This window comes from Actinomyces marseillensis (assembly GCF_900155605.1).
GTDB lineage: Bacteria > Actinomycetota > Actinomycetes > Actinomycetales > Actinomycetaceae > Pauljensenia > Pauljensenia marseillensis.
In genome coordinates, this window is the sequence record NZ_LT707420.1 from 868,623 (window position 1) to 889,440 (window position 20,818).

General features: G+C 56.5%; 22 protein-coding genes and 1 pseudogene. 13 read left to right on the top strand and 10 right to left on the bottom strand.

Annotated elements, in window-relative coordinates:
* Positions 1–33: 33 nt before the first annotated feature.
* The 3 genes from BQ8011_RS03735 to BQ8011_RS03745 all read right to left on the bottom strand — a co-directional run bounded on the left by BQ8011_RS03735 (position 34) and on the right by BQ8011_RS03745 (position 2,211).
* Entirely contained in the window at positions 34–990 is a 957-nt protein-coding gene (locus BQ8011_RS03735) for a cytochrome c biogenesis CcdA family protein (RefSeq protein ID WP_072457434.1), read from the bottom strand.
* Positions 987–1,781: a DsbA family protein gene (locus BQ8011_RS03740; RefSeq protein ID WP_072457436.1), complete on the bottom strand. Its 795-nt coding sequence runs from the start codon at positions 1,779–1,781 to the stop codon at positions 987–989. The genes BQ8011_RS03735 and BQ8011_RS03740 overlap by 4 nt, the downstream gene beginning before the upstream one ends.
* Positions 1,782–1,917: 136 nt before the next feature.
* Positions 1,918–2,211 carry a WhiB family transcriptional regulator gene (locus tag BQ8011_RS03745; RefSeq protein WP_034501378.1) on the bottom strand — a complete coding sequence of 98 codons (294 nt, stop codon included), beginning with the start codon at positions 2,209–2,211 and terminating at the stop codon, positions 1,918–1,920.
* Positions 2,212–2,555: 344 nt separating this feature from the next.
* Between BQ8011_RS03745 and BQ8011_RS03750 the strand changes: the two genes are divergently transcribed.
* The 7 genes from BQ8011_RS03750 (at position 2,556) to BQ8011_RS03775 (ending at position 8,985) form a co-directional block, all read left to right on the top strand.
* Positions 2,556–3,488 carry a MerR family transcriptional regulator gene (locus BQ8011_RS03750; RefSeq protein WP_072457438.1) on the top strand — a complete coding sequence of 311 codons (933 nt, stop codon included), beginning with the start codon at positions 2,556–2,558 and terminating at the stop codon, positions 3,486–3,488.
* 133 nt (positions 3,489–3,621) lie between these two features.
* Entirely contained in the window at positions 3,622–4,905 is a 1,284-nt protein-coding gene (locus tag BQ8011_RS03755; protein ID WP_072457440.1) for an AGE family epimerase/isomerase, read from the top strand.
* 92 nt (positions 4,906–4,997) lie between these two features.
* Complete coding sequence (gene guaB / locus BQ8011_RS03760; protein ID WP_072457442.1) at positions 4,998–6,515, top strand: IMP dehydrogenase; 1,518 nt, start codon at positions 4,998–5,000, stop codon at positions 6,513–6,515.
* A gap of 262 nt (positions 6,516–6,777) precedes the next feature.
* Positions 6,778–7,416, top strand: a complete 639-nt coding sequence (locus tag BQ8011_RS03765; protein WP_072457444.1) for a TetR/AcrR family transcriptional regulator — start codon at positions 6,778–6,780, stop codon at positions 7,414–7,416.
* Positions 7,409–7,891, top strand: a complete 483-nt coding sequence (locus BQ8011_RS09120) for a glycosyltransferase family protein (protein WP_231945368.1) — start codon at positions 7,409–7,411, stop codon at positions 7,889–7,891. The genes BQ8011_RS03765 and BQ8011_RS09120 overlap by 8 nt, the downstream gene beginning before the upstream one ends.
* A 129-nt stretch (positions 7,892–8,020) precedes the next feature.
* Entirely contained in the window at positions 8,021–8,575 is a 555-nt protein-coding gene (locus tag BQ8011_RS09125; protein ID WP_327021917.1) for a nucleotide disphospho-sugar-binding domain-containing protein, read from the top strand.
* A 143-nt stretch (positions 8,576–8,718) separates the two neighbouring features.
* Positions 8,719–8,985 (top strand): hypothetical protein, encoded by a 267-nt coding sequence (locus tag BQ8011_RS03775; RefSeq protein ID WP_231945369.1) that lies wholly within the window; start codon positions 8,719–8,721, stop codon positions 8,983–8,985.
* A 241-nt stretch (positions 8,986–9,226) separates the two neighbouring features.
* Here BQ8011_RS03775 and BQ8011_RS03780 read toward each other — a convergent pair whose 3' ends face one another.
* Both BQ8011_RS03780 and BQ8011_RS09130 read right to left on the bottom strand, forming a co-directional pair.
* A complete protein-coding gene (locus BQ8011_RS03780; RefSeq protein ID WP_072457446.1) occupies positions 9,227–9,991 on the bottom strand; it encodes an exonuclease domain-containing protein in 765 nt (254 codons plus the stop codon).
* Positions 9,992–10,101: 110 nt separating this feature from the next.
* A complete protein-coding gene (locus BQ8011_RS09130; protein WP_034501400.1) occupies positions 10,102–10,287 on the bottom strand; it encodes a hypothetical protein in 186 nt (61 codons plus the stop codon).
* Between the two features lie 376 nt (positions 10,288–10,663).
* On the opposite strand from BQ8011_RS09130, the gene BQ8011_RS03790 reads away from it, so the two are divergent.
* Positions 10,664–11,785: a GuaB3 family IMP dehydrogenase-related protein gene (locus tag BQ8011_RS03790; protein ID WP_072457448.1), complete on the top strand. Its 1,122-nt coding sequence runs from the start codon at positions 10,664–10,666 to the stop codon at positions 11,783–11,785.
* A gap of 46 nt (positions 11,786–11,831) precedes the next feature.
* On the opposite strand, the gene BQ8011_RS03795 is transcribed toward BQ8011_RS03790, so the two are convergent.
* The 3 genes from BQ8011_RS03795 to fumC form a co-directional block, all read right to left on the bottom strand.
* Complete coding sequence (locus tag BQ8011_RS03795) at positions 11,832–12,302, bottom strand: hypothetical protein (protein ID WP_072457450.1); 471 nt, start codon at positions 12,300–12,302, stop codon at positions 11,832–11,834.
* 318 nt (positions 12,303–12,620) lie between these two features.
* On the bottom strand, positions 12,621–12,872 hold the full coding sequence (locus BQ8011_RS03800; RefSeq protein WP_157885007.1) for a hypothetical protein: 252 nt from the start codon (positions 12,870–12,872) through the stop codon (positions 12,621–12,623).
* A 211-nt stretch (positions 12,873–13,083) separates the two neighbouring features.
* On the bottom strand, positions 13,084–14,493 hold the full coding sequence (gene fumC / locus BQ8011_RS03805; protein WP_072457454.1) for a class II fumarate hydratase: 1,410 nt from the start codon (positions 14,491–14,493) through the stop codon (positions 13,084–13,086).
* 240 nt (positions 14,494–14,733) lie between these two features.
* Between fumC and BQ8011_RS03810 the strand changes: the two genes are divergently transcribed.
* Both BQ8011_RS03810 and BQ8011_RS09295 read left to right on the top strand, forming a co-directional pair.
* Complete coding sequence (locus BQ8011_RS03810) at positions 14,734–15,981, top strand: MFS transporter (protein ID WP_072457456.1); 1,248 nt, start codon at positions 14,734–14,736, stop codon at positions 15,979–15,981.
* A gap of 4 nt (positions 15,982–15,985) precedes the next feature.
* Positions 15,986–16,069, top strand: a pseudogene (locus tag BQ8011_RS09295) (twin-arginine translocase TatA/TatE family subunit); the annotation flags it as partial.
* 58 nt (positions 16,070–16,127) lie between these two features.
* On the opposite strand, the gene tatC reads toward BQ8011_RS09295, so the two are convergent.
* Together tatC and tatA are read right to left on the bottom strand one after the other, a co-directional pair.
* On the bottom strand, positions 16,128–16,880 hold the full coding sequence (gene tatC / locus BQ8011_RS03820; RefSeq protein WP_234952144.1) for a twin-arginine translocase subunit TatC: 753 nt from the start codon (positions 16,878–16,880) through the stop codon (positions 16,128–16,130).
* 64 nt (positions 16,881–16,944) lie between these two features.
* Positions 16,945–17,145 (bottom strand): Sec-independent protein translocase subunit TatA, encoded by a 201-nt coding sequence (gene tatA / locus BQ8011_RS03825; protein WP_072457462.1) that lies wholly within the window; start codon positions 17,143–17,145, stop codon positions 16,945–16,947.
* A 164-nt stretch (positions 17,146–17,309) separates the two neighbouring features.
* On the opposite strand from tatA, the gene efeU reads away from it, so the two are divergent.
* From efeU to efeB, 3 genes are all read left to right on the top strand, one after another.
* Complete coding sequence (efeU, locus tag BQ8011_RS03830) at positions 17,310–18,182, top strand: iron uptake transporter permease EfeU (protein ID WP_072457464.1); 873 nt, start codon at positions 17,310–17,312, stop codon at positions 18,180–18,182.
* The gene (gene efeO, locus BQ8011_RS03835; protein ID WP_072457466.1) at positions 18,179–19,378 is read left to right on the top strand and encodes an iron uptake system protein EfeO; all 1,200 of its coding nucleotides are present in this window, start codon (positions 18,179–18,181) and stop codon (positions 19,376–19,378) included. The genes efeU and efeO overlap by 4 nt, the downstream gene beginning before the upstream one ends.
* A gap of 96 nt (positions 19,379–19,474) precedes the next feature.
* Positions 19,475–20,818 (top strand): iron uptake transporter deferrochelatase/peroxidase subunit, encoded by a 1,344-nt coding sequence (gene efeB, locus BQ8011_RS03840; protein WP_072457468.1) that lies wholly within the window; start codon positions 19,475–19,477, stop codon positions 20,816–20,818.

A 20,818-nucleotide genomic window follows, 5' to 3' on the forward strand; every position in this document is an offset into this window, starting at 1 on the left:
GAGGATGGGTCCGGACAATAAGGTCCGGGCCCATCACTTTTTATCTGAAGAAGTCCCGGGTTGATTCGAGGACTCGCTGCGGGGAACCAGCATGAAAATAGCAGCAACAATCAATACTCCAGCAGCTGCAAAGACCCACCAGGGGATCGCGCCGAAGGTAGCGATGATCGTTTCCTCCCACCCCGACAAGGTTCCCAGTGAGATGAGACCTCCAAGAGGATTGCCGAGGTCAACGAGCAGGAGAAGCAGCCCCAGAGCGATTAAAACCAAGCCCGAAATGACATTGGTCCAGGTCGTTTCGCGGCCCAAAAATCGCAGCGGTTTGGGGCGGATAATTGCTTGAACGCGGCCGGCGGTTTTTCTCCAGACCAGTGCAAGGACAAGCAAAGGAAATGCCATTCCTGCCGAGTAGAAGACCATCGAAATTGCGCCAGAAACCGGGGAGCCTCCCAGCGCTGAGGTCGCAAGAACCGCTCCTAGAATGGGCCCCGCGCATCCGACGCCGGCGATCCCGTAGGTAATCCCCAGAAGATAAACCGCGATGGGGGTGCTCTTTTCTCCCGAGGGTGCGCCGGCGGGGGAAAGAGAAACTTGAGGCGTCGAGGCCGCGTGGGCGCTGAGCTGGCCAGCTGCAGTGGGCGTGCTCAAGGTAAGTTTCGTGGCCGGCCGCGTGGGCGCAGGCCTCGGACTACCGAAGTGGAATTTTGGAAAGTCAAGGGCCGCGATGGTGATGATTCCCGCGCAGATCACGAGGAAGGCAACAACGTGGGTGATCAAAGAGGCATGCTCGCGGATGAGCGCAACGACCCCAGATAGAGCAATGCCAAGCGGGATGAGCGGAGTCATGAGCCCGAGCCAAAAGATCCCGCAGCGTGCGATGAGCTGACTAGGAGAACGGAATGCGTAGGAAAAGAACGCAGGCAGGAGCATGACTGAGCAGGGCGCACACAGCGTCAAAACTCCGCCTAAGAAGGCGATAAAAGGGTTCACTTCTTGAGGTGCTCGGCTTGGTTCGCAATGGTTGCGCGGATGTAGTCAGCATCGCGGTAGCCCGAAATGAAGCTATCGCCAATGAACATGAAGGGAGTGCCTTGAATCCCGATCTGGTAGGCATCATTCTGCGCCTGCTTAACTTGGGCTGCGGTATTCGCATCCGTCGTATCCGCACGGAACTTATCGAGGTCACTCACGCCGGCCTTTTGGGCAAGTGCCGTCAAAGAATCCATCGTGTATTCGGGGTGTCCGGAGGGATCAGCTTCTCCGTAGGCTGCTGCAACAAATTCCCAGAAACGTCCCTGATTGGCCGCTGCGATTCCCGCCTGAGCGGCAAGGGGAGAGGACTGGGAGATCTGTGCGAGGTCGCGCCACTCGATCCTGAGCGTGCCGTTTGCGACCAAATCCTCAAGCTGAGGTTCGACCTGCTTGGCAAGGCGCGTGCAGTAGGGGCACGAGAAATCAGAGTAGAGCACCATGACAACAGGAGCGTCAACGCTTCCCTTCGCGCGAGCATCGCCGGGGTCACGGTGCTGCTGCGCGTGGATGATGCTGAGTCCCTGCTCGTCGGTAACCGTGGGGGCAAAGGAACTTTGCGCGGTGGGCGCGACCGTCGCTTGTGGTGTCTGCTGCATTGCAGTTGCGCTGGGCATCGCCGAGGCCGATGAAGTTGCTGCGGGGGTAGAGGGGCGGTTGGTCCACCACACGGCACCGCAAATGAGTGCGACAGCACATGCGAGAAGAGCGATAGCGATGATTCGTTGTTTGCTGCCTTGGCGCGTCGTCATTGGTCACCTTTCGCCTGAATTGATGGGGATCAGTTCAGTGTATTGTATGGGGCTCGTGAGGGCGAATAATCTGCGAGCATGAGAAACTCGCCCGGGAAGCGTCCCGAGCGAGTTTGTTGTTTACGTATGAAGTGCGTCAGGATGCTCGGCGGATCCGACGACGCTGAACTTCTTCGCGTCGTTCCTCTTCTGTCATGCCGCCCCAGATTCCATAGGGCTCCTGAGCGCGCAGAGCATATTCGCGGCACTGCTCGATGACGGGGCAGGTTGCGCAAATGGCCTTAGCGCCAGCTGCACGACGGCGACGAGTAGAGCCTCGTTCACCCTCGGGGTGGAAGAAAAGTTCCGTGTCGAGGTCGCGACATGCGCCCTGGTACTGCCATTCCCACGCATCAATCGAAGGTCCGGGCAGTCGGGAGACGTCAGACATGAGTACCTCCATTCATTGGTCTTTCCGGCAAGAGACGATCTCTTGAGGAAGGACTGAATGAAGGCTACCGAATTGTGCAAGAGTTATTCAAGCCCTTGTCACATAATCATAGTTGTTTCACAGGAAACCGAAAATGCTTTAACTTCCAGCCAAAACCGCATTATTACGGCATATAACGGTCAGCTGTAAGGAGGCTGAAAGCGCAATTTTGTTGCCTGTCACATATTCTTGCTCAGCTGTGAGCGGACAAAATCTCAGCCCTCGATTGGCGAAGACGACCTTCAGAGCTGACAATCAATAGGTAGCATTCATTTAGGTATCCTTCAGAAAGGCAGGAGAAGGCGATGCCCCGCGCACAACTTGTGCTTCCCCCCGCTCATGACGCACCGCTGACCGTTACTGCTGTTTCTTCCAAGCTTGGCGTCTCTGCCTCGACTCTTCGAACCTGGGAACGACGTTATGGTCTGGGACCGGGCGAGCGCTCCGCGGGTAGTCACCGGCGATACCTTCCTGAAGATGTTGCTCGACTCAGCCACATGATTGAACTGATTCAAAGTGGTGTTACTCCTGCAGATGCCGCTGCGATTGTGCTTTCTCAGTCCAGAGGAGATCTCGAAGAAGTTGCCCCTCCGCGCACAGCGGATGAACTGGTTGCTGCCGCGCGCACGGGAGACCGCGAGAAGCTTGTTCACTTGATCGAGGCGAGCATCAGTGAAAAAGGCCTGCTTCATACGTGGATGCTTTTAGTTGAGCCTGCATTCGAAGTCATGGCAACGGACTATCATGGGGAGATTCCCGGTGTTGCAGGTTCATCGCTCTTAACCCAAGCGATGTATGACGTTCTGCGTGCGATGTCGGAGCAGCGCCCTGAACCGAAGTTCCCTTCCTCTCCCAGCATCATTATTTTGGGAGACCGTGCGCACCTGCTTCCTGCTCACGTTATCGGAGTTGCTCTTCGCTGGTATGGGCCCAATGTTGTTGTCTTGGGCGCCTGCAGCCGCGGATGGGTTGGCGGAAAAGAAAAGCTCGATGCCTTTGTCGAGAATATCGATTCCAACGTCGCTGCACTTATTACCTTGGGCCAAGGGGAAGAGTGTAAGAACTTCGTGGCCTCGGCAGTGCACAACCATGGAATTGACGTGATCGCGGTTGGCTCCCAGTCGCCGCGCGTTCTGGATGATCATGTGTTGCGTGTTCGCACTGTTTCAGCGTGTGTGGAAGAAACTTTAGCGCTGCTTGGAGCGAAGCTTGCTCGAGCCGCAGCGCGCACAAAGTAACCCCGCATAAACAGGGAACTTGCCCGGTTTAGTGGAATTGGCCTCGTAACGGTTACTGCACGTTGAAGAACGTGTTAGCGTAGACGCGTATCTATTACGCCGCGCAGGTGCGGCAACACGCAGAGGAATAAAGATGACCCCGTGGGAAGATCCTCAGCTCATTGAGGCATTTGACGAAGAATTCGAAGAACTCGCTCATTTTGCAGCAGGATCCGTCGTTGACTGTGGATTCGGATACCTCGATCGCAATGGTGTCGTCGATCCTTCCAAGCCCGTTGAACTGTGGATTACGGGGCGCATGACCTATGTTTTTGCACTGGCTGCACTCAAGGGCTATGACTGGGCAATTCCTCTGGTAGACCACGGAATTCGCTGCCTCTCCGAAGGCCCGATGTACGACCGCGAGAACGGTGGATGGTACTCGGGCCTCGTCACTGAAATTGTTGAACGCGAAGACGGCCCACATTGGAAGGTCGTTGAACCCGCAAATGGCGGCCTCAAGCAAGCCTACGCGCATGCCTTTGTCATTCTGTCTTCGAGTGCCGCTACTGTTCTGGGACGTCCCGGAGCTCGAGAGCTGCTCGATCGTGCGTTGACTGACCAAGACCAACACTGGTGGGAACCTGAGTTCGGACGCGTCCGCGAAGCCTGGAACCGCGACTACACCATCAGCGAGGACTACCGCGGCGTGAACGCCAATATGCACACTGTCGAGGCCTACCTTGCCGCCTTCGATGCGACAGGGGATCGCCTGTGGCTGGACCGTGCTCGCGGCATTTGCCGTTTCGTTGCCGACACTGCCGAGCAATTTCACTGGCGCATTCCTGAACACTTCGATGCTGACTGGAATATGCTCCCCGAGCACAATGCGGATCGCCCTTCGGATCCTTTCCGTCCCTATGGCGCCACCCCCGGTCACGGTATGGAGTGGGCGCGCCTGATTCTTCATACGCGCGCAGCACTGATCGGCCTCGGTGATCACGATGACTGGATGGTCGAAGCTGCTGAACAACTCTTTAATCGTTCGTGCGCCGATGGTTGGGATCGCCATGGCGCCGGAGGCTTCGTCTACACAACCGACTGGAACGGTCGCCCGGTCGTTGATACCCGTATGCACTGGGTCTTGTGCGAGGCCGTTAATAGTGCGTGTGTGCTTGGTCGAGTTCATGAAGAAGCAGGGGACGCTTCCCGCGTGGCTGAGTTGAGTACCTTGTATGCGCAGTGGGTTGATTGGGCGGACCGTTATCTTCGCGAGGCCACGGGGCGTTGGATTCATGAAGTGGACGCCTCGGGTGTGGAGTCTGGTACGACGTGGGAAGGCAAGGCGGATGCTTACCATGTGGCCCAGATGCTCCTGCTCCCGCAGGTCGGAAACACTCCCTGCTTTGCCCTGGCTCTCAAGCAACTCGCGGAGTAATACGGCTCATTATTGGTGACCTTAGCCACGCCTCGCGGTATTTCGGTCGACGGCAGTATGCTCTTGGGCTTCAAGAGGCCTAGACTTCGTTCATGGCAGACATTCACAATGATCCTTTTGCTTTGACCGGACTGACCTACGATGACGTTCTGCTTCTTCCCGAACTGACCGATGTTGTTCCCTCACAGGTTGATACCTCGGCGCAGCTGACGAAGAAGATCCGCCTGCGTATTCCTCTGCTTTCTGCGGCGATGGATACGGTGACCGAGGCGCGCATGGCGATTGCGATGGCCCGCCAAGGTGGTATCGGAATTCTGCACCGCAACCTTTCGATCGAAGAACAGGCCTCCCAGGTTCGTCAGGTGAAGCGTTCCGAGTCGGGAATGGTCGAGGATCCCGTGACCATCGGCCCCGATGCGACCATCGAAGAACTGGATCAGCTGTGTGGGCACTATCGCGTCTCTGGCCTGCCTGTCGTGGATGATGACCAACAGCTCATCGGCATCATTACCAACCGCGATCTACGCTTCGTTCCCACGGATCAGTGGGCTTCCTTGAAGGTTCGTGATTGCATGACTCCTCGCGAGCGACTGGTAACCGGAAAGGTTGGAACTAGCCGTGAAGAAGCGAAGGCTTTGCTTGCGACGAACCGCGTTGAAAAGCTGCCAATTATCGATGAGGATGGGCGACTAACGGGTCTGATTACCGTTAAGGACTTCGTCAAGACTGAGCAGTACCCGAATGCAACAAAGGATGAACGCGGCCGCCTCATGGTTGGCGCTGCAGTGGGCTACTGGGGAGATACCTGGGAGCGTGCGTGTGCGCTTCGTGATGCGGGTGTCGATGTCTTGGTAGTAGACACCGCAAACGGCGGCGCAGCTTTGGCATTGGAGATGATCCGTAAGATCAAGGCGGACCCGACTTTTGATGGCGTTCAGATCATTGGCGGCAACGTCGCAACGACCGAAGGTGCTCAGGCTCTGATCGATGCGGGTGTCGACGCTGTGAAGGTTGGCGTTGGACCGGGCTCGATCTGCACGACTCGAGTCGTCGCGGGCGTCGGTGTGCCTCAGGTGACCGCGATTCACTTGGCTTCTTTGGCTTGCAAGCCTGCGGGTGTTCCGCTCATCGCTGATGGTGGTCTGCAGTATTCGGGCGATATTGGTAAGGCCATCGTTGCCGGCGCCGACACGGTCATGCTGGGGTCCTTGCTGGCAGGCTGTGAAGAATCTCCTGGTGAGGTTGTCTTCACCAACGGTAAGCAGTACAAGCGTTACCGCGGCATGGGCTCCTTGGGTGCGATGAGTTCGCGTGGACGCAAGTCCTACTCGAAGGACCGCTACTTCCAGGCGGATGTGTCTTCGGACGACAAGATCGTTCCCGAAGGTATCGAAGGTCAGGTTCCCTACACCGGGGCACTTGCAGCCGTCGTCTACCAGCTGGTTGGCGGTTTGCACCAGACGATGTTCTACCTGGGCGCCTCAACCATCGATGCTGTGAAGCGTAATGGTCGTTTTGTTCGCATTACGTCTGCGGGTCTGCGCGAGTCGCATCCGCATGATGTCCAGATGACAACTGAGGCTCCGAACTATCACTCTTCGGCGAAGTAATCGCGGTTCGAGCGTTTGTGACGGGCGGGAGCAGTCGGTGGACTGCTCCCGCCCGCTTTCTATTGCTGAAGGTGACCGGGACGAATGATGGTGTCTGAGGCGGTAGGGGCGTTCGTGTTTTGGAGGTAATTAAATTTTTATATAGCCGCTGTGTAGATAGGTGTTGGGAAAAGCGGGGCGGGAGCTGGTTCTTCCGTCAAGTCGCGGCAGTGTGGGGAGGGCGTTAAAATAAAACCGACCAGCGGTTTGTTATGGAGGTTGTATGAATCAGGCGGAGAAGTCCGAGCGTACTCGGGAGATGATCTGTGCAGCTGCCCGACAGCTATTCGCGGAGAACGGGTACGACAGTACAACCATGCAAGATATCGTCGGGGCAAGTGGAATGTCGAAGGGGGCGATCTATCACCATTTCTCATCGAAGCAGGAGGTGTTGGGTTCCGTTATTCAGGGTGAGTTGCAGTATTTGAATGCATTTGTCGAAGATTTGGCTGCACAATCGGATGTGTCGGTGATCGATAGGATGACAAGCCTCACGGCGCATATGGTCGCCTCCGGTCCGCAAAATGGTATCGGGCGCGCCAACTGGGTAAGCGAGGTTCCTGAAGCCTTGCTGGGATCATTGCGTCACTCCCTGACAACGCTCGCGCCCCACTTGGAACGAATGCTGCGCCAGGGAATGGAGTCTGGTGAAATTGGCTGTGCGTTCCCGGGTGAAGTCGCTGAAGTGTTGGTTCTGCTTGTAGATGTGTGGATTGACCCGCTGATCGTTTCGGATTCTTATGAGCGAAAGTGCCAAAAGGTGGATTTTATCGCTGCTTTCCTCGAGCGTTTCGACGCCCCGGTGCTCAGTGAGGACTCTATCGCAGTCATCAAAAATGGGGTAGGTCGTTTCTATGAATGAGCGTGATTTCTACTCCATTCTCATGGTGAATCTACCGTTTTCTGGGCACACGAACCCGACGCTCGGCTTAGCTCGGGTACTCACTGATATGGGACATCGTGTGACCTACATTCATTCGCCTACGTGGCGGGAAGCTGTGGAAGATACGGGCGCACATTTTGTCCCTTATGACGACTATCCCCTCTGTCCGAGTCCATTCCAGGATCGCATGCACTGCTGGAGTGCTGCTTACCGGACGGTGCTGCGTGTCGGCTCAGACTACGATTGCCTTATTTACGAGATGCTCTTTGTTTCAGGAAAAGCACTCGCCGACCGTTTGGGGATAGTCCCGATCAGGATCTTCTCAACCTTTGCGCTCAATGAGCATGTACTGGACGACTTCGGGCGAAGCGGTGGGTTGTACTTAACCTCGATCTTCCGTTTTCCGCGCCTTAGATCGCTCATTTCTGCACCTTTAAGTAGGAGATATGGGTGACGCTTCCGAGAGATCGAAGCCGAGATTGCGTGTAATAGCCCTAGCCTCAATATCGTCTATACGCCCCGGAGCTTTCAGATATATGCCAAGGAATTTCCTTCATCTCGATACGCGTTCGTAGGGGCGTCTATCGATGGACGTTGCAGTGAGTCATTTTCGCCTCCCGGGGGTAGTGGCCCCCTCATCTACATATCTCTTGGGACAGAACTCAATAAGTCCGAGCGTTTCTTCCGTCGGTGTGTGGAAGCGTTCCGCAGCTGTGGCGTGCGCGTTGTTATGGCGATCGGTGGGTCTGTACGTCCTGAAAGCCTGGGCTCCTTGCCACCCACGATTATGGTCCGCCGCAGGGTTCCGCAGCTTGAGGTGCTTGCACGAGCATCTCTCTTTATTACCCACGGAGGAATGAACAGCGTTAATGAGGCACTCTTCTACGGAGTGCCGATGCTGGTGGTACCAGTTGGTAACGATCAGCCGACTGTGGCTCGGCGGGTGAAAGAGCTGGGATTGGGCGAAGTGTTGGAGGCCGATGCAGTAACTGCCGATGTGCTTCGTGAGGCTGCCATGCGTGTGTTATCTGATCGTGAGTGTCACACGCGTCTTTCCGAGTTTCGGAGAGAGACATGCAACGCAGGTGGCAATGCAGAAGCTGCGAAGCTCATCGTCGAACGGCTCAATCGAGCGTGAAACGCGGGCGGGGTGCAGTCGACGGGCTGCTCCCCGCCCGCACTGTTTTAGAGCTACGAAAACTCGCAAGAGTGCAAAAGAATCGCTCCAATGTTCATCCTCATCGATCATGCGGATGTCTATTCCACAGCAAAGCCTCTGGAATGGCCGCCCATCGACGGAGTGACGACCGTCCGAACGATTCTGCACCGGGAGGACAAGGAACTCCTCGGCGTTCGGCACTTAATTCAACATCTTCCTGCCCGACGGGCGCCCAACTGCGCGTCCAGAACGTCTCCCAGCGCGCTGACGACATGGTCGCCGAGGTCCGCGCTCTGCACCGCGAGATCGGCGGCGACCTCTTCATCAAGATTCCCGTTTCCCGCGAGGGGGTAGCTGCAATCCCATGCATTGTGTGCGAAGGCATGTAGGTCACCGCGACCGACGCCGCTATCGAGGACCAGAACCGAGACTTCGGCTTTCTCTCACCAGCCCGCTGTCCGCGCAGCGAGCCTGCAGTTCAGCGTTCGGCTCGAAGATCGACCAAGCCCTGCCTCTACGCCGGGTACCGTGGCCGTTGTCCGGCGGCTTCCTCGTACAGGCGCCCAGACGCAGGCGATTCCCAAGACATGGTGAAAACGGCGGTACTCGGTGTACCCGCACGAAGCATGCTTACTCCTGGTCGTCGCTACGACCTCTCGGCGTGATCTGGGGCCACTCTCGGTCGATGTGTGTGTCCCGTCCCCGCGAACGTAGAAAGCTTTCAAAGTTTTCTGCCCAGGCAGCGTGAGCTTCCTTTTGAAATGCGTGGATTTGAGCGCAGCTCTGCGTTGCACAATCCGGGAACTTGCGGGCGATTGCTGCCAGTACATCCAGGGTCATGACCACGTCATATTCGGCGGTATGCGCATTTTCTGAAACGGGGACCCCGTATGCGCTGGCCATGAGAGAAAGCTGCTTTTTCCCCTTGCGGTAGCGATCAAGATGGCGGTCCAAGACCAAGGGGTCGATGATGGGCGCGGGTTCGCTCAGGCCGAGCCTTTCGGCGAGAGTGGGGAGTCCATGTCTGCGGAGTTCTTCTTCGAGCAAGGTGAAATCGAAGCTTCCGTTGAACGCGACAACGGGATATCCGTGTCCCATATGTGAGGCGAGAGAAGCGGCAAGCTCTTCAAGAACTTCACGGATCGGGCGGCCCTGGGTTCGTGCCATCTGGGTCGTGATCCCGTGAATCTGGGCCGCCGAGTCAGGGATGTCAACTTCGGGGTCTGCAAGCCACGTCGTGATGACGTCAGAGCCAGTAGCGGCTGCGGCGCCGCCTTCGCGCAGCACCAGCGCCGCGGTAACCAAGCGGTCAGTGTGTGGGTTGACCCCAGTCGTCTCAGTATCAAAGCCAAGCCAGGGGAGTTGGTCCCACGAGGGAACTGATGTGTGTGTCATGCCTTAAGTGTGCACCGTTGCTCCGTCATTTGCGTCCAATTTCGGATCCGGATAAAAAGATGTCCCACTTCGTCCTGGAAGTGGGACATCGCTAGATGAACTGTGATGAATCAGGGATGCAAAGGCAAGGGGAATGAGAAACGCGTGTATGCACCAGGCATCTGGGCGCGATCGCGAGATCCCAACTTACGGGGTGTGCGCTCGTTTGTGCGGCGCGATACGTCCTGCGCAATGCGGCTTTCCGCGCGTGAACTGCGACGGAAATCCCTTTGAGTGGCAGCTGCTGCTGTCAACATGATGACCTCCTGCGGATCAAATGGCGAACACCACTTGCGGGTGTATTTGTGATGACGTATACATTCTGCGCATTGCTGCCCTTCTCTTCAAGTGTTTTTCATCCTCGGCGTTCAGGGTGGTTTCTGCAGGTGTGGATGGAAAAGTAAAAGGTTGGGAACTGGTGAAGTGCACCCATGGCCTCGTCCTTAATATTCTAAAAATTGGGTAAAAATTTGTGGGTGATCGTCATGTCTCCACAGAGCTTTCTGGTCAAAGGTAAAGTCGTATCAGAATGCAAGCCAACTGTGAAATGTGCCACTTTAATGTTGATGTATGTGGCGTGTCTTCGATGCGGGGACAATATCGCCCCACCGGGGGAGTGACTACAATGGCTCCATGGGTAATGAGGTCGAAATCGGTCGAGGAAAACGAGGCCGCCGCGCATACACGCTAGATGACATCGCACTTGTTTCGGCACGCAGAACCAGGGACCCTGCCGACGTAAACGTTGGGTGGCAGATCGATGCCTACCATGTCGACGTCCCCATCATGGCCGCCCCCATGGACTCGGTGATGAGTCCTGATACGGCAATTCTTTTTGGCAAGCTCGGTGGAATTGGGGTTTTAGACCTGGATGGTCTGTGGACTCGTTACGAAAATCCTCAACCGATCTTGGATGAGATTGCCCAGCTCCCCGCCGAAGGTTCGATCGCGCGGCTTCAGCAAATCTATTCGGCACCCATCCAGGCTGATCTCATCACCGAACGCCTCCAGTACATCCGAGACGCGGGAGTCGTGGTCGCCGGAAAGCTTTCCCCCCAGCGGACCCAGCGCTATTGGCGCGCTGTTGTCGAGGCGGGTGTTGATCTCTTCGTGATCCGTGGGACGACGGTTTCTGCCGAGCATGTCTCCTCGCGTGCAGAGCCCCTCAACCTCAAACGCTTCATCTATGAGCTTGATGTTCCCGTTATTGTCGGTGGAGTTTCTACCGACACCGCTGCCTTGCACCTAATGCGTACGGGTGCTGCAGGTATTCTGGTCGGCTTTGGCGGGGGAGCGGCCCATGCAACTCGCCAGTCCCTGGGTGTCCATGCTCCCATGGCCACGGCAATCGCTGATGTTGCTGCCGCACGCCGTGACTACATGGATGAGTCTGGCGGTCGCTACGTCCACGTGATTGCGGATGGCGGAATTGGGCGTTCCGGTGACATGACGCGCGCAATCGCGTGTGGTGCAGACGCGGTAATGATGGGGGCTGCCCTTGCGCGCGCCGAGGAGGCCCCCGGACGCGGTTGGCATTGGGGTTCCGAGGCCACGCACCCAGAACTCCCGCGCGGTCACCGCGTGCGCGTGGGAACTTCGGGGACCTTCAGTGAAATCTTGTACGGTCCCTCGACGCGAGCGGATGGAACGCTCAACTTCATCGGTGCGCTTAAGAGGACCATGGCCTCGACAGGGTATTCGGAAGTGAAGGACCTGCAAAAGGCGGAAGTCGTCGTCAGCCCCTATGTGCGCTGAGACAAAATTCTGGGTGGCGAACGTCTTAGTTCGCCACCCAGATCAGTTAGAGGGTTGGTTTGTGAAGAGTGAGCGAAGCAACTTCCGGTCGTGGAACCCACAGATCCAATGCCGTGAATCCAGCAAAGGCCAAAGACAAGCAGCTCGGCCAGAGAATGTTTTCGTACTCTAGTGAGAAAGCATAGAAGCTTTCGGCGGCGGTCATATGGAGCGTCCCCAACAGTGTTCCAATGACGATTAGAGGAATACTGAAATTCACAACGACTGAAATAATTCGAATCACCCGTGAGGGACCGACGATATTTCTAATCCTGAGAATGCTTCCAGTGAGTGCCAGTAAGAGCCCAACAACAATGGCGATAGCGACTGGTTTCGTGAGCCAAATTAATGGGTTGTCATGGAAGAGAGGTGGAAGCCAAAGTAAGAGAAGTGGAAGGCCGCCAACGAAAACAAGATAGGTGGATGTCTCCCATGCGTTCCATTGAGTGTCGACAGTCGCGCTGCGTAGATTTGACATTATTCCTCCTAGTGGAACGAATTCGGATCCCATTGGTTGCAGCAGGAGCCGATTATGTAAACGATGGCCAGTTTGGAGTGAACTAGACTTCTTCCTTGAAATTGAAGGAAAGTGGTCGCGCAAAGCTGGCGGTGGCGGTGAGGGAAGCCGCGAAGGAAAGACAGGTGGCGTGCAGCGGTTCTTTGGTGCACCCATGAATAATTATCCCCGGGTGTTTAATCCCTTGTCAATAGTTTTTCTGCAGGTCAAGGCATAAAAATGTGGGGCGACCACAGTTGTGATCGCCCCACAACTATTGAAGGGGGTTGGTGCTTGGCTTTAGGCGGCTGTGTTCATCACCAGGGCAGTGATCGCCGGGCTGATGAGAATCAGAGCTAAGGCTAGTGCGCCGTAGAGATTTCGTTGGTATGAGGGGCCTTCAGAAGCGGTCTGATGCCAGATCGCTGCAAAAGGTAAGAAGACTGCGGCCACTAGTCCCGCAACGAGAACCATGGGGCGCAGTGCTGGAGCAAAAACGCAGGCGAAAAGGGCGACTGCAAGGATGATGGGAGTGATTAGGGATTTTCTCACGAAAAAATCATAAATCTGGGTAGAGGGAGCTTCAGTACAAGCGCTTGTGATTTTGATTAAGTCTGCGACTGTGTGCATATTACGGCTGAATAGTTTCCAGCTACATGCATAAATAGTGATGCTTCGTCAATGGTTTAGAGCGTGAAAAGTGGTCCCCGGCCTGGACATCCAGACCGGGGACCACTCAGTAATTCGCTAGAGGCGCCCTAGATCACTGATCTGCTGCGCTGGGGTGCGTCATGTCGGCGGGAACAACCCACGCGTCGAACTCTTCGGGGGTGACAAAGCCCAGCTCAAGAGCGGACTCACGCAGAGAAATGCCCTTGTGATGTGCGTTCTTCGCAATCTTTGAAGCCTTGTCATAACCGATGTGGCGGTTCAAAGCGGTCACCAGCATCAGGTTGATATCCAAGTGATGCTGGATCTTCTCACGGTTGGGCTCGATGCCGTACGCGCAGTGGATATCGAAGGAAACGCACGCATCGCCAAGCAGTCGGATGGATTCCAGAACGTTCCACGCCATAACGGGCTTGAAAACGTTGAGCTGGAAGTTGCCCTGAGAGCCGGCGAAACCAACGGTTGCGTCGTTGCCGAAGACTTGGGTCGCGACCATGGTCATGGCCTCGCACTGGGTCGGGTTGACCTTGCCGGGCATGATGGACGAACCGGGTTCATTCTCGGGAATGATCAGTTCGCCAATGCCATCGCGCGGGCCGGAGGCGTACCAGCGCACATCGTTGGCAATCTTCATGAGCGCATCGGCCAGAACACGCAGTGCGCCAGAGACCAAAACGAGTGCGTCGTGTGCGCCCAGGGCTGCGAAGAGGTTATCGGCCTGCTTGAACTCAATGCCGGTTTCCTCAGAAATCTTCTTCGCGGCGAGCTTGCCGAAAGCGGGGTGAGCGTTAAGGCCCGTTCCCACTGCGGTTCCACCGATCGCCAGCTCGCGTGCGCGAGAATCCGCGTAGCGAATGCCGTCGAGGGCGAAATCAATTTGCGCAACCCAGCCGGAAATAACCTGGCCAAGAGTAATGGGGGTGGCGTCCTGCAGGTGGGTGCGTCCCACCATGACGACATCCGCGTATTCCTTTGACTTTGCATCCAAAGTATTGCGCAGCTGCTCAACGCGCGGATACATCGCTTGGAGTTCCTGGACCACAGCAATGTGCATTGCAGTGGGGAAGGTGTCATTCGAGGACTGGCCGCGGTTCACATGGTCATTGGGGTGAACGGGAGTCTTGGAGCCCATGACGCCACCAGCAAGCTCGATCGCGCGGTTGGAGATGACTTCGTTCGCGTTCATGTTCGACTGCGTGCCGGATCCAGTCTGGAAGACGACCAGCGGGAAGTGATCATCGAGCTTGCCCTCGATCACCTCGTCGGCGGCGCGAGCAATCAGGTCTGCGATGTCCTGGGGGAGCTCGCCGAGTTCGGCGTTTGCAAGCGCAGCAGCCTTCTTCAAAGTGCCAAGTGCGCGAACCATGGGGCGTCCCCACACGAAAGTGTTACGACCGATGTCGAAGTTGTGGAGCGAACGCTCTGTTTGTGCGCCCCAGTAACGATCGACAGCAACCTCAACGGTGCCCATGGAATCGGATTCGGTACGAGTATTTTCTGCCACGAGTGCCTCCTTCACATCTGTGACCAGGAATGTACGTCTTAAGCCTACTCGGAGAGTGCCAATTTTCAGGGGTCACTCGTCCTAGCCTTAGACAGAAAATAGAAAACGCAAGAGCGCGAGTGGACCAGCCAGCGACTTTCGCGGTGGTGATAGCCGCTGATGCGATGAGTTTTCTCCCATCTTTGACTGCTACGATCCACTAGAACGCGACGCGCTCTGTCGATCGTCAAGGAGTGTTAGGTGGAACAAGCAGTTGTGACCCGCAGTGCGCGTCGCAGGGCGCGCGCTGCGATTTTTGCGCTTTTCTTCACTAATGGCGCGCTCTTGGGCAGTCTTGTTTTACGCTTCCCTGAAATTAAAGATGCCTTCGGTCTTTCCTCCAGTGCCTATGGTGCAACCATCGCGCTGTCATCCCTGGGAGGAATTCTCGCTGGTCCTTTCGCTGCGCGAGCGGTTCGCCGCTTAACCTCGCGCGTGGTTGCCTCGGTCATGACCATCGGGGTCGGTCTTGCGGTTCTCTTCATTGGCCTCACCTCAACGCTTCGCGCCCATGCAGGTGTCTCGCCAACTGTTGCCACAATTCTCTACGTCATTCTTGCCTCGAGTTTCCTCCTCAATGGCTGCAGCGATTCAATTGTTGATGTTGCACAGAACATGCAGGGATTTCGTCTCCAGCGCCTCTACGGTCGGCCAATCATCAATGCTTTCCACGGGATGTGGTCTGTCGGAGCTGCGGTTGGTGGTCTCTTTGGCGTCTTGACCACTACTTTTCACATTTCTCTTCTGATCCACAGCCTCGTCGCCTCATGCATCTGCATCGTACTTGGGCTCGCGGTGATGCCCTTCACTATCCGCGGTGCAGACCCACAAGACAACAACGAAGACGAGGCCGATGATTCCTCCCGAGTGCGGACAGTTTCGTGGCATCCGGTCCTTGTCCTTGCTCTGCTCGTCATCTTGTGTATTTCAGGCATGCTGATTGAAGACGCCGCCTCCTCGTGGGCGACGCTCTTCATGCGAGACTATGCCCACGCCGGTGCGGGACTCGCTGGTTCGGGCTATGTCGTTCTCTTAACAACGCATGCGTGTGGTCGTTTTATCGCTGATTCGTTTGTTCATCGTTATGGCCCCCGTGCCGTCATTTGTGGGGGAGGAGCCCTCATTTTGATCGGAATGGGAAGTGCTCTCGCCATTGGCACATTCCCCGCGCTTCTCGTTGGTTTCGCCGCCGCAGGACTGGGATGCGCGGCCTCGGTACCTCTGGCCTACAACGCAGCCCACGATATCCGCGGGATGAACCCCGCCACGGGACTGACGATCGTCTCCTGGCTGGGGCGCCTCGCCTTCCTTGCGGCACCCCCGCTTGTCGGCCTCGTTGTGCAGCACACCTCGTTGCTTTCGGCGATGATCGTCATCCCACTCGCGGGCGCGGGGCTGGTCCTGACCTCAACTGTGCTTGCCCGCAGGGGCGTTAACGTGCAAGAGTGACGACATGGACTTCTTAGGAATCAGCGGGCCCGAAGCGATCATCATCGCTGTGGTGGTCCTCGTGGTTCTGGGGCCCAAGGGAATGAGCGAGGCTGCGCGACGCATCCTCGAAGTGCGCAGACGCTGGTTGGAGGTGTCGGCCTCGTTCAGGAGCCAATCGGATCAGGCGATGGCGCAGCTTCGCGCTTACGCTTCCGACGCCTCGCAAGAAGATCGCGAAGCCAGCACACCCCAAGCGCACCAAAATACAGGGCAAGAAGTGCGCACATCTGAAGAATCATCGACCACAGGTCGGGGAGTGGATTCGTAATCGCCGCAAAAACTGTCGCACCCACGACTGCCCACCTCCAGCGGCGCAGAATCTGAGAAGTCGAGGCCAAGCCAAGGGTGTGAATCCCGATGATGATCATGGGGAAAAGGAAAGACGCACCGATCACCAAAGTCAGGATCACGACGAAGCTGATATAGGAATCAAAATCCAGCAGCGCAGAGGTGCCTTGGGGAAGCTCAGAAAGTAAAAGGCTGACCGCGTGGGGGAGGAACCACAGCGCCGAGGCGACTCCCGCAAGGAAAAGAATCGCGCTGGGAATTGCGATCAGTGCGGTGCGTCGTTTTTCCGTGCGCGTGAGAGCGGGGGCGATGAAGAGCCAGAGTTGGGTCAGCCACCACGGAGTTGTCAGGATGAAGCCCGCCCAGAGTGCGAAGGTGATGTGTGTCGAAAAGGGGCCGATGATCGTGCGGAAGTTGATTCCCGAGGCCCCGGCTGAGGCGAGTGGACGCGTGAGCCACGTGGTTGCCGGAGTGTAGAGGAACCACGCGCCGATTGCTCCAACGAGGATGCCTGCAAGACTGAGCAGAAGCCGCGCGCGCAGCTCGAGGAGGTGGCGCGTCAATGACATATATGCGTCAGAATCAGCCCGGGTCATTGGTTCGCAGCGAAATGATGGCGCGTTGAGAAGGGAATTACTTCGACGAATCTGTGTTTTCAGGCTCAGACATGGATGTCTGCTCGCTGGTGGATGAGGAGTCTTGAGACAGGTCGTTCATTTCCTCTTTGAGGATTTTTGCGCTCTTGCCGATGGAGCGTGCCAAGTCGGGGAGCTTTTGAGCGCCAAAAAGAACAAGGACAACGATCAAGACGATGATCCAGTGGATGGGACGCATGGGTTCTCCTTCTGATGCGGCTTCTGGGTTGAGCCTACACCGCCTTTCGTCTGTTCAGCGTGAGAAAGACAACGAAAGGGGACGTACTTAGGTAACACAGGTTATCCTAAGTTCAGTAAATTAGGTTATGAATGGTTGTCGTAAATCATTCGGTTGGGAGATGAATGTTCCTCGCGAACTTCTTGATTGCCCTCAGAGAGGGCGTTGAAGCCGCACTGATCGTCGGAGTTGTAGCGGCCTACTTGGTGAAGGTTGGACGCAGGAACCTGCTCCCCAAAGTATGGTTTGGCGTCATCATTGCCGCAGCGCTGCCCTTAAGCCTCGGCGCAATCATGACCTGGGGTCCCTACACCCTGTCATTCCAGGCGCAGGAAATCCTCGGCGGAACGCTCTCACTGGTCGCCGTTGCCATGGTGACGTGGATGATCCTGTGGATGAGTTCAAACTCCCGCCAATTTGCGCGCAAACTTCGTGAGGATACTGCAGCGCAACTTGCATCTGGCTCAGAGTGGGGAGTCGTGTGGATTGCCTTCATTGCAGTTGCACGAGAAGGCATTGAAACCGCGCTCTTCGTGTGGGCAACAATCAAATCTTCTGCTGAAAATGCAATTGCAGCGCCCGCACTCGGAGTGGTCACCGGTTTGCTCGTCGCCGTTGTTATCGGCTGGCTCATCTACACCGGCGCAGCTCGAATTAACCTTTCAATCTTCTTCAATATCACCGGTCTTCTTCTAATTTTCGTCGCTGCAGGAATCGTTTCCTACGGTATTGGAGACCTTCAAGAATCGTCCGTACTTCCCGGATGGGGCATCCCCATCTATAACATCACCGCATACCTAGATGGCTCGGTCTACTCGTGGCTGACCACCTCCTCGTGGTGGTGGACCCTTCTGGAAGCAATGTTCAACGTCAATGCTTCCCCGACACATCTCCAGCTCATCGGCTGGGTGCTCTACATCGTCATCATTCTGCCGCTCTTCCTGGTCCGTTCCGGAATGGTCGGCGCCAAACACCCCACCCCTAAAGGAGAACAATGAAAACCTCCCGCACGCGCCTCGTCATTGGAGTTGCGGCTGTTTCTGCGCTGGGTTTGAGCGCATGCGTCGCCAATAATCCCTCAAGCACCTCGGCTTCGGGAAGTGCTGGCGCAAGCGACGCACCGCTGACCGTGACCATCACCGATGACACGTGTAAGGTCTCTGCCGCGAGCGTTCCTTCAGGCGTCGTCACCTTCAAGCTGACCAACAACGGAACCGTCCGCAACGAGTTTGAAATTCTTGCCGAAGACAAGCTCCGCATTGTTGGAGAGCGCGAAAATCTGGGCCCCGGAACCTCGGTCGACTACACCGTCACCCTGCAGCCCGGCAAGTACTTCACCGCCTGCAAGAAGAACATGGTTGGCGCGCTGGTTGGTGCCGCGGAGTTCACCGTGACCGACTCGGGCAAGGCAGTCGAGGTCAGCTCGGACGAGAAGGCACAGATCGATGCCGCCGTCACCAACTACACCGCATACGTCCGCGATCAGTCCGGTCAGCTCCTGGAGCAAACCAAGTCCTTCGCCGAGCTGTACAAGAAGGGTGACTTCGATTCGGCTCGCAAGGCATACGCTCCCGCCCGTATGTACTACGAGCGCATTGAGCCCACTGCCGAGGCCTTCGGTGACATTGACCCCGCACTGGACCAGCGCGAAGCTGACTGGCAGGAAGAAGGTGCTGACGGTGAATGGACCGGCTGGCACGCAATCGAAAAGGACCTGTGGCGTCCCGATGGCTACCAGGGGCTGAGCGAGGAACAGCGCACAGCAATGGCTGACAAGCTGGTCGAAGATACTCAGAAGCTCTACGATCTGGTCTACTCCAACGACTTCAAGATCTCTCTGTCGGATATTTCCAACGGTGCAATCTCGCTGCTTGAAGAGGTTGCCACCACGAAGATCACCGGCGAAGAAGAAGCCTTCTCTCACACTGATCTGTATGACTTCGTCGCAAACGTCGAGGGCGCGAAGGTTGCCTACGGTGACGTTGAAGATCTTGCGAAGGCAAAGGATCCCAAGCTGGCAGGAAAGATTACCGATGCCTTCACCGAGCTTCAGCACGAGCTCGATAAGCACAAGGACGGCGACGGTTACGTCTCTTACGACAGCATCGACGAAGCTGGCCGTAAGGCGCTTTCCGACAAGGTCAATGCGCTTCGCTTGCCCCTGGCACAGCTGACGGCAGCAATTGTCCAGTAAGTACTAGTTACAACTCGTTGGGCGTGGCGCACCTGAAGGCGCGCCACGCCCAACGGCATCACTTTCACCATCCGTCTGTCATCAAAGGACCCAGTCATGACTCAGCATCACGAAGCAGCTGAAAACAATGGCAATGCCGATCACGAGGGCACCAAAGAAGGACTCTCGCGTCGCCAATTTTTAGGATTAGCCGGCCTCGGTGCACTTACCCTTGGGCTGGGCGGTGGCGGCGGATTTGCCCTCGGTCGCCACGCGGGTGATGGCATCGATTCCGATGTCATGAAGAAGACCTACGAGTTCCGCGGTGAACACCAGCAGGGAATCATTACTCCCGCTCAGCAGCAGATGCACACTGCCGCTTTCGATTTGTCGACCACGAACCGTGATACGCTCATTGAGCTTCTCCAAGACTGGACCTTGGCCGCTGAACGCATGACTCATGGCGAACTCGTCAAGGACTACACAACTTCACTGACGAAGGCGCCGGCCGATACCGGTGAATCGATGGGGCTTGGCCCTGCAGGTCTGACCATCACTTTCGGTGTAGGAAAAACCCTGTTCATCGACGATGAAGGCCGAGATCGCTTTGGTCTTGGCGATAAACTTCCCGTTGCTCTGCGTGACGGCATTCCGCCCATGGCAGCAGAAAAGCTCGACCCCAAGCGCGGCGGCGGAGACCTCATCATCCAGGCCTGTTCCGAAGACCCCATGGTCAATCTCCACGCCCTTCACAACCTCACGCGCATCGCTTTTGGTCGCGCGACCATGCGCTGGACGCAACTGGGGTACGGGCGAACCTCATCGACCTCAAAGTCCCAGGAAACGCCTCGTAATCTTTTTGGCTTCAAGGACGGAACCTCCAACATCAAGGCCGAAGACTCTCAAGCCGAATTGGATAAGCACCTGTGGATCCAAGCCGGTGACGATCAGGGTGCATGGGCTGCAGGAGGCTCCTACATGTGCGTTCGCAAAATCAAGATGATGATGGAGGTCTGGGACGATCTGGTCTTGGCCGAACAAGAACAGATCATCGGACGCGACAAGATCCATGGAGCACCTTTGTCGGGCGGCGAAGAATTCACGAATCCGGACTTCGCGAAGGAAGGACAAGAGGGTAACCCCACTGTTGGATCTTCAGGTCTGGCAATTGCTCCAGATTCGCATGTCGCCATGATGAACCCGAATAACAATTCGGGGCGGCGCATGCTGCGACGTGGATACAACTACCTTGAAGGCGTGGACTACTTGGGGCGCTTGGATGCGGGCCTCTTCTTCGTTGCCTATGTGCGGAACCCCGCTGAGGGTTTCATTCCCGTTTTGGCGAAGATGAAGAGCGATCAGCTGACTGAATACCTTCAGCACCTGGCGTCGGGTGTCTACCTCATGCTCCCCGGAGTGCGTGAGAAGGACACCTATGTCGGCCAGAAGCTCTTTGAGTAA